Source organism: Enterobacter sp. MGH120 (assembly GCF_001037725.1).
Lineage (GTDB): Bacteria > Pseudomonadota > Gammaproteobacteria > Enterobacterales > Enterobacteriaceae > Enterobacter > Enterobacter hormaechei_C.
The window spans coordinates 3,830,680-3,845,577 of record NZ_KQ089940.1; the positions used below are offsets into that span (position 1 = coordinate 3,830,680).

Consider the following 14,898-nt stretch of genomic DNA (forward strand, 5'->3'; position numbering starts at 1 on the left):
CCTGAACGTTACGCCTTGTCATCGTCATACTTAAACGTGAGAAGGAAAATCAGCGCGATCGCCGCGGCAGCCACCGCCGGGATCCACCAGAATGTGACCCACGCCTGCGGCACGGTCTGCCCTGCCACCAGACGGTTATAGAGCGCGCCGGAAATCTGAGAGCCGAGCAGCATGCCGATACCGTAGGTGAACATCACGATCATGCTCTGCGCCTGGCCTTTGACCTTTTCGCCCGCCACGCGGTCGGTGTAGATAAAGCCGACGACAAAGAAGAAATCGTAGCAGACGCCGTGGAGCAGAATGCCGAGATACAGCAGAATGCGCCCCTCCTCGCTGACGCCCAGCGCGAACATGGCATAACGTACAAACCACGCCAGCATGCCGATCAGCAGCATATATTTCACGCCCAGGCGGCGGAACAGCAGAGGAATAACCAGCATGAAGACGATCTCAGACATCTGCCCGAAGGACATGGCGGTGCTGACGTCGGCAATGCCGGCATCCGCCAGATACGAGGCGGTGTAGGCGTAATAGGTGCCGAGCGGGACGGAGATCAGCATCGCGCAGACGGAGAAGACGAAGAAGTGGCGGGTTTTAAGCAGCGCGAAGGCGTCCGCGCAGAAGAGATCCCGCACCTTTACCGGCAGGCCTTTCGCTGGCGCGGGCGTGTGCGGCAGCGTCAGGCTGTAGAGCGCCAGCAGCACGGAGCTTATCGCCGCCACCTGGAAGATGGTGACGCTGGACGCCACGCCGGTGACGCCGATGAAAATGCCCGCCGCGATCCAGCCGATGGTGCCGAACACGCGCACTACCGGGAAGGTTTTATCCACGTTCGCCAGACTGTGAAACGCAATGTTGTTGGTCAGCGCCAGCGTCGGCATATAGCAGAGCGTGTAGCCAAACAGCAGGCCAATCAGCAGCGCGCCGTTCTCAGCAATCAGCGCCCCCGGCACGAACCAGAGGATCGCCGCGCCCGCGAGGTGCATCACCGCCATCACCTTCTGCGAGGCAAAGAAGCGGTCCACCAGCATCCCGAGCACGAACGGCGAAAGAATGGAAGCGATGGGTCCGGCAGAGAACGCGTCGCCAATCAGCAAAGACATGTTGTGCTGAGTCATCACCAGGCCAAGCGTGACCGACCAGCTACCCCAGATAAAAAATTGCAGAAACATCATCAGCGACAGACGCGGCACCAGCAGCCGGTGTTGCGTTATCGCCTTTTCACTACTCTCAGTTGACACCATGATAAGCCTCACCCGGAAAAAGTAATCGATTACAAATTCGTTCAAATGAAAAGTAATCGATTACAAAATAAAGATCCTCTGGATCAAAACAGAATTGGGAGGGGAGTCACGATAACGGTGAAGGGGAGGTGCCGGGTGACGGCTGCGCCTTACCCGGCCTACTAAATAACGTCCCCGAACATGTAGGCCCGGTAAGCGCAGCGCCACCGGGCGTGAAGGCGGGTGCGGTCTGGTTTGGTGCGGTCTGGTGCCCTCACCCCGGCCCTCTCCCACAGGGAGAGGGAGAAAACCGCGCTACTTTTTGCGTGAAAGCTTAAACGCGATAAACAGGAACACCACCCACACCGGCAGCAGCATCGCTGACAGGCGCATCTCATCCATGGTGCACATCAGCACCAGAATCAGCCCGAGGAAGGCGATACAGAGGTAGTTCCCCGCCGGATAGAGCAGCGCTTTAAACTGCGTCTCGCGCCCCTTGCGGCGCATCGCCGCGCGGAAGCGAAGGTGCGCCAGGCAGATCATGATCCAGTTCAGCAGCAGCGTGGCGACAACCAGCGCCATCAGCAGGCCAAACGCCTCTTTCGGCAGCAGATAGTTAATCAGCACCACCAGCGAGGTGATAGCGCCAGAAAGGAACAGCGAATTGATCGGCACGCCGCGACGGCTGACGCGGGTGAGGAACTTCGGCGCGTTGCCCTGTACGGAGAGGCCAAACAGCATGCGGCTGTTGGAGTAAACCCCGCTGTTGTAAACCGACAATGACGCCACGAGAATGACGAAGTTGAGCGCCGAAGCCACCACGTTGCTGTTCAAATCGTGGAAGATCATCACGAACGGGCTACTGTCAGATTTCACTTCTACCCACGGATAGAGCGCCAGCAGCACCACCAGCGAGCCGATATAGAACAGCAGGATACGGTACACCACCTGGTTGACCGCTTTCGGAATGCTTTTGTGCGGATCGCGCGCTTCAGCCGCGGTGATGCCAATCAGCTCCAGCCCGCCGAAGGAGAACATAATGACCGCCAGCGACAGGATCAGCCCTTTCCAGCCGGTCGCCAGAAAGCCGCCGTGCTGCCACAGGTTGTCGATGCTTGCACGCTCGCCGCCGTGACCGGAGAACAGCAGCCACAGGCCAAAGCCGATCATGCCAATAATCGCCAGCACCTTGATCAGCGCAAACCAGAACTCGGTCTCGCCATACAGGCGCACGTTCACAAGGTTAACGGCGTTAATGATGATGAAGAAGGCCGCGGCCCAAATCCACGTTGGCACGTCCGGGAGCCAGTACTGCATATAGATGCCGGCGGCGGTCAGCTCTGCCATGCCCACCAGCACGAACATCACCCAGTAGTTCCAGCCGGAGAGGAAGCCTGCGAACGGCCCCCAGTATTTATAGGCAAAGTGTGCGAAGGAGCCGGACACCGGCTCTTCAACGACCATCTCGCCGAGCTGGCGCATGATCAGGAAGGCGATAATCCCGGCGAGAGCGTAACCCAGCAGAACCGCCGGGCCAGCCATTTGAATGGCGGGGCCGATGCCGAGAAACAGCCCGGTACCGATCGCGCCGCCAAGGGCAATTAACTGAATATGTCGATTTTGCAAACCACGTTGCAGCGTCGGACTCTGATCCGACGAAGCTTCAGCGCTACCATGGCCTGAAGCGGATGACGCGTCTTTCACGCCCTACCCCTGTCTCTTTTTTAGAAGGGGCACGTTTTAACACTTCATGCTGGTGGTAGCAAGCTTAACGCCGGGCCAGCGCATGCGCCCGGCGGATAAACGTCACGACCCGATGATCCCGCCGTCCGCTTTGGTAATCACCACCGTTGACGATCGCGGACGCCCGTTCGGGCTGGCGTCTGGCCAGTTGGAAACAGCGCGCGGATTGGCCGGGTCGGTAATATCATCCCCGCCCTCCCCCGGATGCTGAATGTTGATAAACAGCGTGCGGTTGTCCGGCGTAAACGCAATGCCGGTGATTTCACATCCGCGCGGCCCGGTCAGAAAACGGCGATACTCGTTGGTGCCCGGAATGGTGGCGACCATCTGGTTATTGCCCATCCCCTCGTACGCTTTCTTATTGATGGTGCTGGAGGAGACGTCGGTCTGGATCCACAGGACGCCCCGGTGATCGAACGACAACCCATCCGGGCTGCCGAATGCCGCGCCCTGCATGGAGCCTTTGGCCTTCGGATCGTCGCCGTCGGTACGCCCGGCCATAACCAGAATACCCCACTTAAAGCGTGCGGCGGCAGGATCGGCACCCTCTTCGTGCCAGTGCATGATGTGACCAAACACGTTGTTGGCGCGCGGGTTAGCGGCATCGACCGGTGCCTTACCCTCTTTACCGCGATCGCTGTTGTTGGTGAGCGTACAGTAGACGCTGCCGCTGGCGTGCGGATCGACGGCAATCCACTCGGGACGATCCATTTTCGTTGCCCCCACCGCGTCGGCCGCCAGGCGGGTTTTGATCAGCAGATCGCCCTGGCTTTCAAACCCGTTGCTTTTATCCAGGCCATTTTGCCCGAAGATCAGCGGCAGCCAGTCGCCGCTTCCGTCCTGGTTGAACCTGGCGACGTACAGCGTGCCGGACGTCAGCAGCTGCATATTGGCTTCCCGGTTCGCGGGATCGTATTTTTTGTCGGAGACAAACTTATAGATGTACTCAAACTTCTGGTCGTCGCCCATGTAGACCACCACGCGATTATCGGCGGCGAGCGTGACGGCGGCCCCCTCATGCTTGAAGCGGCCCAGCGCGGTGTGCTTGCGCGGGGTGGAGGTCGGGTTGTAGGGATCGATCTCCACCACCCAGCCGAAACGGTTGGGTTCGTTAGGGGTTTTATCGACGCTGAACCGCTCATCCACCTCGTTCCAGCGGTAGGACTCATCGCTGTCGCTGATGCCGTAGCGTTTTTCCAGCGGATTGAGATCGGCTTTTTTCACAAAAATGTCCGACCAGTTCTCCTCGCAGGTGAGATAGGTGCCCCAAGGCGTGTGGCCGTTGGCGCAGTTCTGCATGGTGCCCAGAACGCGTTCCCCCTGCGGATCGGCGGCGGTTTTCATTAAATCCTGATGCCGCGCCGGGCCGGTAAGCTGCATCGGCGTATTGACGGTAATACGCCGGGCGAAGGAAGACGGACGCACCACCTCCCAGCCGCTGCCCGTTTTTTTCACTTCCACCACCGACACGCCCATCGCGTTCTGCCCCTTGCGGGCTTTATCGAGGCTCCAGTTCGCCGTACCGTCGGTAAACAGCATCCCGTTATCGATGTATTCATGGTTCAGCGCCAGCAGGCCATGTTCCGGGTTTTGCGCCCCCTGCGGCAGGCTAAACCACGCCATGCCATCGTGGTGCATACCCGCCTGCACAGCCTGTTCGTCTGTGGTATTGCTGGCGTCCGGCTTAAATGCCGGCATGTTGTCTTTGATTCCCGTCGGATCACCCCAGCGATAGAACGGGCGGGCAATATAGCCTTCTGGCACCCTGACCGTGTCTTCCGTGGAGACGTCGATGCTGGTAAAGCCCAGGGAAACCGCTTTTGCCAGCGCGGAAGGCTTCGATACCGCGGCAATGGCATTTTCGGGTGTGATCAGATACGGGAATGATACGGCGGCCCCCGCTACGGCCCCCATCTGGAGAAAACGGCGGCGGGAGAGGAACACCTCTGCAACCTCGGAGAATACCGGGTTAGCGCTGCGGTTACTGATATCGTCGCGATGTTCTTTTTTAAATACGGATTTGAGGGGTCTGCCCATAGCGGCTTCCTGTCATTGGCCAAGAGGTAAGGATGTGGCGACCAGTGTAAGAAGCTTTTATTACAATTTTATAACACGACAACGAAGGGATTGGGGCGTCCCTGCCCCGGATAACGAGGTGGAACGCTTAGAACTCGTAGCCAACCGAGACCTTAAAGGTACGCGGCTCGCCCTGAGTGATGTAAGTACCGGAATCGTCCACGCTTGACCAGTAGTTCTCGTTGGTCACGTTGTCGATGCCTGCCCGCACGGTCATCTGGTTTTCATTGTGGTTCACCGCGAAGCGATAGCGCATGCCCAGATCCAGCGTGGTGTAGCTGTCCAGCTTTTTGGTGTTCGCAAGATCGGCATACTGCGTGCCGGAGTGGTTAACGCGCGCGGTCGCCGTCAGGCCTTCAATCGGCTTGATATCGTACTCTGCGCCCAGCACGGCGTAGAAGCTCGGAATACCGATCGCATCGTTGCCCTGATTGACGCCGTTTTTGGTTTTGGTCAGCTCGGCCTGCAACCAGGTGGCGCTGGCATTCAGACGCATCCCAAGCATTGGCTCGCCGAAGACGTTCAGCTCCACGCCGCGGTTACGTTGTTCTGCATCCAGGCCGTAGTGACCGCTGTCGTCAAGGATCGCCGACGGCATTTTGATCTCAAACAGCGCCAGGGAGCCGCCCACGCGGCCAAAGTCCGCCTTTACGCCCACTTCGTTCTGCTTAGAGTGCACGATACCGGTGCTCTGGCCGTAGTTAGTAGCAGTGTTCGGCGCAGTTTCACCGGGCTGTAACGCCTCGGTGTGGTTGGCGTAGAGGGAAATTTCCTCCCACGGTTTATAGACTACGCCGTAGGTTGGCATCCAGCGGCTGCCGTCGAAACCGTCCGCGTCGTTTTCCGCGCCGGTGATTTTGTTGTACCCGCGGATGACAACTTTCTGATGACGTGCGCCTGCGGTGAACAGCAGCTTGTCGTCCAGTACGCCCAGCGTATCGCTCAGCAGCCAGCCCTGGGTACGGGTGCGCCCGCTGGTCAGCGGATCGCTGTATTTCCCGCCTAAGCCGTTGAAGTTAGTGCTGTCCGGCATATCAACGCCGGTGTTGTGATAGATGTTGGTGGTCGGGTTATCTGCCGCCGCCGACATTTTCCACGCGATTTTTTCGTTTTTGGTCATCGCTGAATACCCGACGTTGACCTTGTGCGAGACAAAACCGGTGTCAAAGTTACCGCGAATGCCCGCCATGCCGCTGACGGAATCGCTGATGCGGTTGGTATCAAGGCGGCTGACCGTCGCATTACCGCTCTTATCGAGGAGCTTCGGCGCGCTGTAGATCCCTTCTTCGTGCGCGTGCTGCGCGCCGAGACCGGTATATGCCGTCCAGCTATCGGTGATGTCATACTCGCTGCGCCACATCCCGAACTCGTTTTCGATATCGCTGTAGGCCCACTTCTGCGAGAAGTTACGATCGTTCTTCGGCGGTTCAGGCACAAAGTCCACCGCCGAGATGTTGACGCTGGTTGGGCTGCCGTGGAAGGTTTTTTTCTGGTAGCCCAGGTCCAGCGAGGTGCGGAAGCGGTCGCCTTTGTAATCCAGGCCGGTGGAGAGCAGCGTGGTGCGGCGGCGGTCGTTCGGCACGCCGGTTTCCCCTTCGCGATGCACGAGGTTCACGCGCGCGCCAAACTGGTCGTTATCGCCAAAGCGACGACCCGCATCCAGCGTGGTGCCAATCTGGGAATCCGAGGTGTAGTCAACGCCCACTTTCGCCTGCGGGGTGTCGCCCGCGTGTTTTGGCTCAAGGTTGATCATCCCGCCCACGCCGGAGCTTGCGGCGCCGTTCATCAGGGAGTTGGCCCCTTTGAAGATCTCGATGCGGTCGACCATCTGGGCATCCACCACCTGACGCGGCAGCACCCCGGACAATCCGCCAAAGGTCATATCGTCGCCGTCAAACTTCAGGCCGCGAATGCGGAAGGTTTCCGCGCTGTTGCCGTAACCCTGAACAAATTGCACGCCCGCGTCGTTGGCAACCACGTCAGCAATGGTTTTTGCCTGCTGATCTTCCACCAGCTTCGAGGTGTAGCTGATGATGTTGAACGGCACGTCCATGGCGTTCTGCTGACCGAGCATACCCATGCGCCCGCCGTTCGCCACCTGGCCGTCGAGGAAGGCTGGAAGCAGCTGGTCACCACCGGGTTTGAAATCACTCCCCGCCGTGGACTGGACCACGATGGTGTCCTCTTTTTTCTCATCCGCCGCAAAAGCGGAGTGTGTAACCGCGCCGATGGCAATCGCCAGCAGCGTTTTGTGCATTGTGGTGTTGTTCATAATGAGCTCTTAACGTGCGCGCAAAAATGACCCGTTGTCGGGCCTTAAAAGTTATTAAAAGAAATGCAAATGAGAACTATACGCATTATGAATGCGTAATCAAGTGTCAACGGACATCTCTGAGCGAGAAGAGACAAGAAACAAGGCTGGCGGGAGGTATGGCGCGCAACCACCCCGAAACAGGGGTGGTTGCTAAGGCATTATTTTTTCTTGAAAATATCGGCGGTACCGTGAATTTTGTTGTTGGTGTTGCCGGAAGTCAGCACCAGAACATCAGCACCTTCTTTATCGGCTTTCTCGATCAGCTCTTTTTTCGCGTCGTCTACCGAGACTTCATTGGAAGTGCTAACCGTACCGATTTTTTCATACTGTGATTCCACTTTCTCAAACTCGTTTTTCGTCAGCAGTTCAGCCGCAAAGGTATTGGTGGTAAACAGAAATGCAGCGCCCATCAAAATAGCAGTCGTTTTTTTCATAACCTTTTTCCTTGAGATTAATCAGCAACTACGAAAAGCCCCACGAGTAAGAGTGAGGTGATATGAGCATGGTAGAGGAATAGCAAAATTGCCATAGGGTAAGAAAAATACTGTTATAACAGTCAATTGTGCTGTGAAAAATGTGCGTTAACGCTACTTTCGCGAGGGGTATTTCATGGAGAAAATCAGCAGGACGTCGCGCAGGCGGCAATCTGTGAAATTTAATGGCACGCCCTGTAGGATTCGAACCTACGACCTACGGCTTAGAAGAACGTAGAGTACTATTTAACGCACTGTAATATCATTAGTTTTTCCGCGCTCGCAACGCGTTTGTGTCATTACGTGTCGTTACCTGCTTTCTCGTTTTCTTGTGATACATCCATGCATGACACATCTATGACACAGAGAATGCATAGCCATGCCACCAGACATCGCTTTGTAATTTCCCGATCCACCAACTTTGCGTAGCTCCTTCCAGTTTCGCAACTTGCCGCTTTACGCCCAATGCCTTGATCTGCATAATCACCACCGATCCGATTGTAAGATTTATCAGGTGCGCACCTCTTTTATCGGACAACAAGCAAATCTGAAAATCTCGTAGTGTATCGAGGCGACAGCATTTCACGCTTCATCTGCCACTGCTGCTGTATACCCTGCCCGGCAAAATAGAGCGTGCCCTTTCCGTCCTTTGCATTCAGGTGATCCAGCACTTCCATCAACTTTTCACTTCCGGCACGCGGAGCGCTGTCGTCGAACAGGTTGAGTTGGGCCACGCCCTGGCTGAAGAAGTCACCCAGCATGACACCCGCTTTCTGGTACCGGTGACCGTCCTTCCATATTTTGTCCAGACACTTTACCGCGGCGTTGATGATGTCTCTGCTGTCCTGAGTTGGCGTGAGCAGCCTTACCGATGCGCTGTTTCCGTAATACGGCTCATTAAGGGCAAATGGAGAGGTCTTGACGAAAGCGGAGATAAAACGGCAGTACTGATGCTCACCACGTAGCTTTTCAGCTCCACGGGCCGCATAGCTGCAAATCGCCTGTCGCATTTGCTCATAGTCAGTAATGCGTTCGCCAAACGATCGGCTGCATACGATTTCCTGCTTCACCGGCGCGAACTCTTCCAGATCCAGGCATGGCTCACCACGCAGTTCCCGCACAGTTCGCTCCAGCACAACGTTGAAGTGTTTACGGATAATCCACGTACTCTGCTCTGAAAGGTCCAGTGCGGTTTTGATGCCCATAGCGTTCAGCTTCTTGCTGATGCGCCGACCAACGCCCCAGACATCCTCCACAGGAACAAGCGCCAGTAACCTTCGCTGCCGGTCGACGTTTGAGAGATCGACCACCCCGCCCGTCTGCCGCTGCCATTTTTTCGCAGCATGGTTAGCCAGCTTAGCCAGCGTCTTGGTCTGCGCTATGCCGACGCCGACTGTAAGATGCGTCCGCTGTAAAATAGTCGCGCGGATCTCTTTCCCGAACTCAGTCAGGTCACGGCAGTTTCTTACGCCGGTCAGGTCGCAAAAGGCTTCGTCTATGCTGTAAATTTCCACGCGCGGGCTCATTTCTTCCAGCGTGGTCATTACCCGGCTGGACATATCTGCATAGAGCTCGTAGTTGCTGCTGAAGCAAACAACACCAGCGCGCCGGAATAATTCCTTCTGCTTGAAGAACGGCTCACCCATCGCTATCCCGGCAGCCTTTGCTTCTGCGCTACGTGCTATTACGCAGCCGTCATTATTCGAAAGAACAACCACCGGCCGACCACGCAGGTCTGGTCTGAATACCGTCTCGCAACTTGCATAAAATGAGTTCACATCGACCAGGGCAAACATCACATCACCGGATTGTCGTCTGTGAACGCCGCAGCGCCATTTATAAAGAAGGTTACCACTCCCATGACTTCAACTTCATCTAAACCATCGCCTTCTATGCTTTCACCGTCTTCTGTGATGAGCGCACCGCCCATAACGACCGCGAACTGTAGCTGGCCGAACGCATGCACCAGCACGCGCGTTCCGTTGGATGGCACAAGATCAGGTTGAAAAAGCGCATAACCGCCTGACGTTTCAACCAGGCAGGAGTAGCGGTTAACGCCACATAATTTTTCAAGCCTGAATCGCTGAGCTTTTGCCTCCATGGCCACCTCCAAAAACAACTGTATTTATATACAGTATCGTCAAATATGAGAGTCGATCAAGTTGGACAGTGATGCTAAACTTCAGACCTTTCCGAATTCACTGATTTCTATAATGTTAAAGTTATTCGCCAAGTACACATCAATAGGTGTTATCAACACGCTCATTCATTGGGTGGTGTTCGCCGTTTGCATTTACGCATTCCATACAGGTCAGGCACTTGGAAACTTCGCCGGGTTTGTCGTGGCGGTGTCATTCAGCTTCTTTGCAAACGCCAGGTTCACGTTTAAATCCTCGACTACCACTCTGCGCTACATGCTATACGTTGGCTTTATGGGAACGCTTAGCGCTGCTGTTGGGTGGTGCGCTGATAAGTCCGGTATGGCCCCTATCATCACATTAGTCGTGTTCTCCGCCATCAGTCTGGTGTGCGGTTTCATTTATTCAAAGTTCATTGTCTTTAGGGATGCGAAATGAAAATTTCTCTGGTCGTTCCCGTCTTCAACGAAGAAGACGCGATACCTATTTTTTATAAAACCGTTCGTGAATTTGAAGGTCTTAAGCAGCATGAAGTCGAAATAGTCTTCATCAATGACGGCAGTAAAGACGCGACAGAATCAATTATTAAAGCGCTTGCTGTTGCCGATCCGCTGGTTGTTCCACTGTCATTCACAAGAAACTTCGGTAAAGAGCCCGCGCTGTTCGCCGGGCTTGACCACGCAACCGGTGAAGCAATCATCCCCATTGACGTAGATTTGCAGGACCCTATAGAGGTAATCCCACACCTGATTGAGAAGTGGCAGGCCGGTGCGGAAATGGTTCTGGCAAAGCGTTCTGATCGCTCTACCGACAGCAGATTAAAGCGTAAATCTGCCGAGTGGTTCTATAAACTCCACAATAAAATCAGCAATCCAAAGATTGAAGAAAACGTGGGTGATTTTCGCCTGATGTCGCGTGATGTTGTAGAAAACATAAAGCTCATGCCAGAACGCAATCTGTTCATGAAAGGCATATTGAGCTGGGTTGGTGGTCGCACTGATGTTGTTGAATACGCGCGTGCTGAGCGCGTTGCCGGTAATACAAAATTCAATGGATGGAAATTGTGGAACCTTGCCCTTGAAGGGATCACAAGCTTTTCCACATTCCCTCTCCGTATGTGGACTTATATAGGGTTGTTTGTTGCGGGGCTTTCATTCCTGTACGGTGCGTGGATGATTGTTGACACGCTGGCATTTGGAAATCCAGTTCGTGGGTATCCATCCTTGCTAGTATCTATTTTGTTCCTTGGCGGCGTGCAGCTTATAGGGATCGGTGTGCTTGGTGAGTACATTGGCAGAATATATGTTGAGGTCAAAAACAGACCTAGATACATTCTTAAGGGTAACAAATGAATTCCTATTTAAGTGATAAAAGTCTTAAAGCAATAGTCATTATTTCATTGGCGTATGTTACGCCAATAGTTTTAACTGGCGGTCTGTACATTGATGATATTGGAAGATCATTGACAGGCCTTGCATGGATGCATGATGGTAGAGTTTTGACCTCTGCGTTGATGATTTTGTTGTCTGGGGGATATCCAGTAACGGATATATACCCAATTGGCAATTTTGCTTCATCACTTCTTATTGCTTTATCTGGGTTTACAATTGCTAAAAGCTTCGGTATTAATACAAGATCTTTAGTTCCAATTTCATTGCTAATACTTTTCTCTCCCTTCATGCTTGAGAATTTATCTTATAGATTTGATTCCTTGAGCATGGGAATTTCAATAGTAGCTATATGCATACCATTTCTTTGGTATAATAAAAGTTTATTATTTATAATGACATCAGTGATATGCGTTTACGTGTCACTACAAACTTATCAAGCATCATCTACATGCTACCTAGTGATAGCGTGCTTTTTTTGTGCGGATGAATTCAGGAAGTCATTCAAAAATGGTATGCTGCTTGGTATAGCATCATGTTTGTCTTTTTTAACTTCTACCTTGTTATCATCCATAACATGGAAAGCTCTTTCCTTAGATATGAATGGTAGGGGTGGGATAATTAATTCACAAGAAGAACTAATAGATAACATCTATAAATACATTGATTTATTATCTGATGCCACTAGCTATCAGCTTGTATTTTCATTGACTTTACTATTGCTACCATGCGTATTATTTTTAATTTACGTTGTCAGGTCAGGACGTAAATTTCATATGAAGGCGTTTCCTATCATAATGGTGGCTTTAGCGCTGATAATTTCAATTGGACCCGGTCTTTTTTTAAGTGGCACATGGTGGACACCTAGAATAATGATAGGAGCCCCTGTATTTTTAACATGCCTTTGTTGCTTGGCGTTAGCTGTAAATGGAGATAACTGGCTAACAACAGTTGGATCATGGTTATATTTGTTTGCTGGTCTGATTCTTTGTGTATCATATGCAAATGCCACCAAGGCAAATAATGAATATATTGATTCAATTATTTCAATGGCCCGTCCTTATATATCTTCCACCGATGAATCAAATTTAGTTATTAACGGTGAAGTTAAAAGGCCAGCCAGAGTCAAAATTTATGATGATAAATTCCCTATAATTAAACACTTAATCCCAACCTATATGTCAAATTCATGGACATGGGGTGTGGCTCAGTTTAAGAGGACAGACTCCATTGGTGAAAGAGCTTGGGGCTTGAGGGGTGAAAGAAGAGTCAATGCTATAAAGAACATATGTAGCATGAGAGTTGCTCTAGCGAATAAAGATTTTACTCTTTATTCTGACTCAAATATATCAATATTAGATTTCAATAAAGTTAAGTGCGCGAACTAAGGGCTACCGGTTCGCGCACTCATCTCTAACTTAATGCTAGGCTAAATCCACCATTTTGTTTGCCTAGCATTCCTCTAACCGATTTGTTAACACCTCCACTAAATTCATCGTACTGCATGCTAACGCGAACTGCTATATTAGCTTCGAGTGAATCCCATCCTGCAAAGTTAAGGAACACGTTACCATTAATATCGGCTGATACAGTCGGCGTAGCTGCTGTTCCTTTCGTATAGGTGCTTTGGACGGCCCCCTCCATTGTAAGTGCTGCTGGAGTGCTGCCTGCCGATAGTGTTCCTTGGATTCTTCCATGCCATGCGCTTGTGACGCCTGACCATGGTGAGTTTGCCACGATATCAATCGTCCAGAGGCTGACATTTCGGTATGTGCTAATTGTGCCAATTTTAAAGTTTCTTGAATCTTCTGCGGCTTTTATAAGCATAAAAGAACCACTGGCGCTTTTACTGACGTCAGGAGTTGCTCCCATGCTGGCGAAATCTGAAAAAACGCAATCTCTAAATTTAACTTTGCTGTAATCGGTTGTATCAGTAACACCTGCTGGTGCAGACACATTATCGAACGTGACACCGCCGTAGTTTGTAACAGCAGACATTAACTGACTGACATTTAGGACAACGTTACCACCATTGCGTTTCACTACTACCAGATCTTTGCATGCAAACCCATTGACAGTATCTCCTGCCTTCCAGTTGTCAGCATCTCGAAAATTGAAGAAAACTGCATTATTACCAGTTCCGCCACCGCCAAGTTCAATTCTCCCCTTTACTGTGATGTTAGAGAATACGTAACCACGAGAATTTGTATCACCTACAGTTTCGTCGATGAGTTTTCTGGTACCAATTACAGCCCCCCAAGTCCCACCAACTACATCATAATTAATCTCGATGTTGCGCATTATCCCGTTTATCAATGGCTCTGTTGTGGTGCTATCCCATCCCCACTCTAGCCAAATGGGGGGTGTTCTTGCTGGAAGGATTGAATCATAACGCCCTGTACTTCTGTATTTATAATTGACAACCAAATTAGATATCTGATTGTCCATATTTCCATTATAGAAATACATCTTGATCGGCGTGCCCTGCTGGGTGTCCACAGCATCAACTGTAATATCGCCGCCACCGCAATTATTCGTCAAAAAGAAGTCACGGCGACAACCATTATTGACCGTGTGTATATCTACGGTTCCAACTGTGCCCAACATATGAGGATATCGTGTATCATTATTCACACTGCGAGCATAAAGGTTTTTTACATTAACGCACTCATACCCTTCATAACATTTAGATGTCTTACCAATAAATGTGAAGTTATCGCATCCATTCAGGCGCAGTGGGGTCAGTCCGCGCTTATCATCACCCACATACTCAAGGGTGGAAGATGCATCCACTTCAAACACCAGATTGGTGATATTCGTCAGGTCGAACACGCGCGTCAGGTCAAATGCACCGGAGTAAAGCAGGGTGTCCCTGATAACCAGTCCGCGGATTTCAAGCCAGTCCATATTGCTCAGGGTTACGATCGTACCTAAGCCACCGCTACCTGGGCCAAAGTTCACAACCTGGTCAAAAATAATTTCAACGTTTTTTAGGTTATTAGATGTGATGTAAGACTGCAAAGATTGCAGCGTACCGAATCGGGAGAAGTAAAGGACACGTTTATTTACAACCGAATCAAGAGCATCTTTTACTGTAGATGAGCCGTAGCCGACCAGACTTGCCTTTTCACCGCTGGCAAGATCAGTTCTTAGTGATGCATCGCCTACGCTAAGCCATGCACCAGGTCCGATTCCTCCTGATGTTTCCGGCGTAGAGCCAGGTGCTACGCTCTTTGGTAACTCGCCATCCCAACGATAATATTCGCCGGTAGCCTCATAGCGTAGCACCTGATTAGGAAGCGTAAGATTATTCCCATCTTCGAAGCTATCAAGAGTGATATACCCGAGGCTTGAAATAGCCGTTGATGCTGTGTAATTGATGCCAGCAATTGTCCGGTGCTGATTACCAAACCTGTCAGTGTATGTATGAGCAGGTGATGTAACGAACTCATCAATTTTCCCGGCGTTAAACTTCAGATCGCGCGGTGATTCGCTTGGAACAGGTAAATTGGTAGGTTGCGTAGCCATATTGATTCCATAAAA

The 14,898-nt window shown here is 51.9% G+C and carries 11 protein-coding genes; 3 read left to right on the forward strand and 8 right to left on the reverse strand.

Annotated elements, in window-relative coordinates:
* Positions 1-8 precede the first annotated feature (8 nt).
* The 7 genes from SK54_RS17920 to SK54_RS17950 all read right to left on the reverse strand — a co-directional run bounded on the left by SK54_RS17920 (position 9) and on the right by SK54_RS17950 (position 9,930).
* Positions 9-1,244, reverse strand: a complete 1,236-nt coding sequence (locus SK54_RS17920; protein ID WP_048247714.1) for an MFS transporter — start codon at positions 1,242-1,244, stop codon at positions 9-11.
* A gap of 294 nt (positions 1,245-1,538) precedes the next feature.
* Complete coding sequence (pheP, locus tag SK54_RS17925) at positions 1,539-2,927, reverse strand: phenylalanine transporter (protein ID WP_032103895.1); 1,389 nt, start codon at positions 2,925-2,927, stop codon at positions 1,539-1,541.
* A 102-nt stretch (positions 2,928-3,029) separates the two neighbouring features.
* Positions 3,030-5,003, reverse strand: a complete 1,974-nt coding sequence (locus tag SK54_RS17930) for a PhoX family protein (RefSeq protein ID WP_048247715.1) — start codon at positions 5,001-5,003, stop codon at positions 3,030-3,032.
* A 127-nt stretch (positions 5,004-5,130) separates the two neighbouring features.
* A complete protein-coding gene (locus SK54_RS17935) occupies positions 5,131-7,314 on the reverse strand; it encodes a TonB-dependent receptor (RefSeq protein ID WP_017382561.1) in 2,184 nt (727 codons plus the stop codon).
* Positions 7,315-7,514: 200 nt separating this feature from the next.
* Complete coding sequence (gene yahO, locus SK54_RS17940) at positions 7,515-7,790, reverse strand: DUF1471 family periplasmic protein YahO (RefSeq protein ID WP_015571217.1); 276 nt, start codon at positions 7,788-7,790, stop codon at positions 7,515-7,517.
* Positions 7,791-8,356: 566 nt separating this feature from the next.
* The gene (locus SK54_RS17945) at positions 8,357-9,625 is read right to left on the reverse strand and encodes a Y-family DNA polymerase (RefSeq protein WP_044704326.1); all 1,269 of its coding nucleotides are present in this window, start codon (positions 9,623-9,625) and stop codon (positions 8,357-8,359) included.
* The gene (locus tag SK54_RS17950; RefSeq protein WP_048247718.1) at positions 9,625-9,930 is read right to left on the reverse strand and encodes a hypothetical protein; all 306 of its coding nucleotides are present in this window, start codon (positions 9,928-9,930) and stop codon (positions 9,625-9,627) included. Before SK54_RS17950 ends, SK54_RS17945 begins: the two co-directional genes overlap by 1 nt.
* A gap of 112 nt (positions 9,931-10,042) precedes the next feature.
* On the opposite strand from SK54_RS17950, the gene SK54_RS17955 reads away from it, so the two are divergent.
* The 3 genes from SK54_RS17955 to SK54_RS22185 are packed head-to-tail and all read left to right on the forward strand — an operon-like array spanning position 10,043 to position 12,743.
* A complete protein-coding gene (locus tag SK54_RS17955) occupies positions 10,043-10,405 on the forward strand; it encodes a GtrA family protein (protein ID WP_048247720.1) in 363 nt (120 codons plus the stop codon).
* A complete protein-coding gene (locus tag SK54_RS17960) occupies positions 10,402-11,319 on the forward strand; it encodes a glycosyltransferase family 2 protein (RefSeq protein WP_006809736.1) in 918 nt (305 codons plus the stop codon). Before SK54_RS17955 ends, SK54_RS17960 begins: the two co-directional genes overlap by 4 nt.
* Entirely contained in the window at positions 11,316-12,743 is a 1,428-nt protein-coding gene (locus SK54_RS22185) for a glucosyltransferase domain-containing protein (protein WP_071882721.1), read from the forward strand. The genes SK54_RS17960 and SK54_RS22185 overlap by 4 nt, the downstream gene beginning before the upstream one ends.
* A gap of 25 nt (positions 12,744-12,768) precedes the next feature.
* Here the strand turns inward: SK54_RS22185 and SK54_RS17965 are convergent, their stop codons facing one another.
* Entirely contained in the window at positions 12,769-14,883 is a 2,115-nt protein-coding gene (locus SK54_RS17965) for a tail fiber/spike domain-containing protein (RefSeq protein WP_074165995.1), read from the reverse strand.
* Positions 14,884-14,898 lie beyond the last annotated feature (15 nt).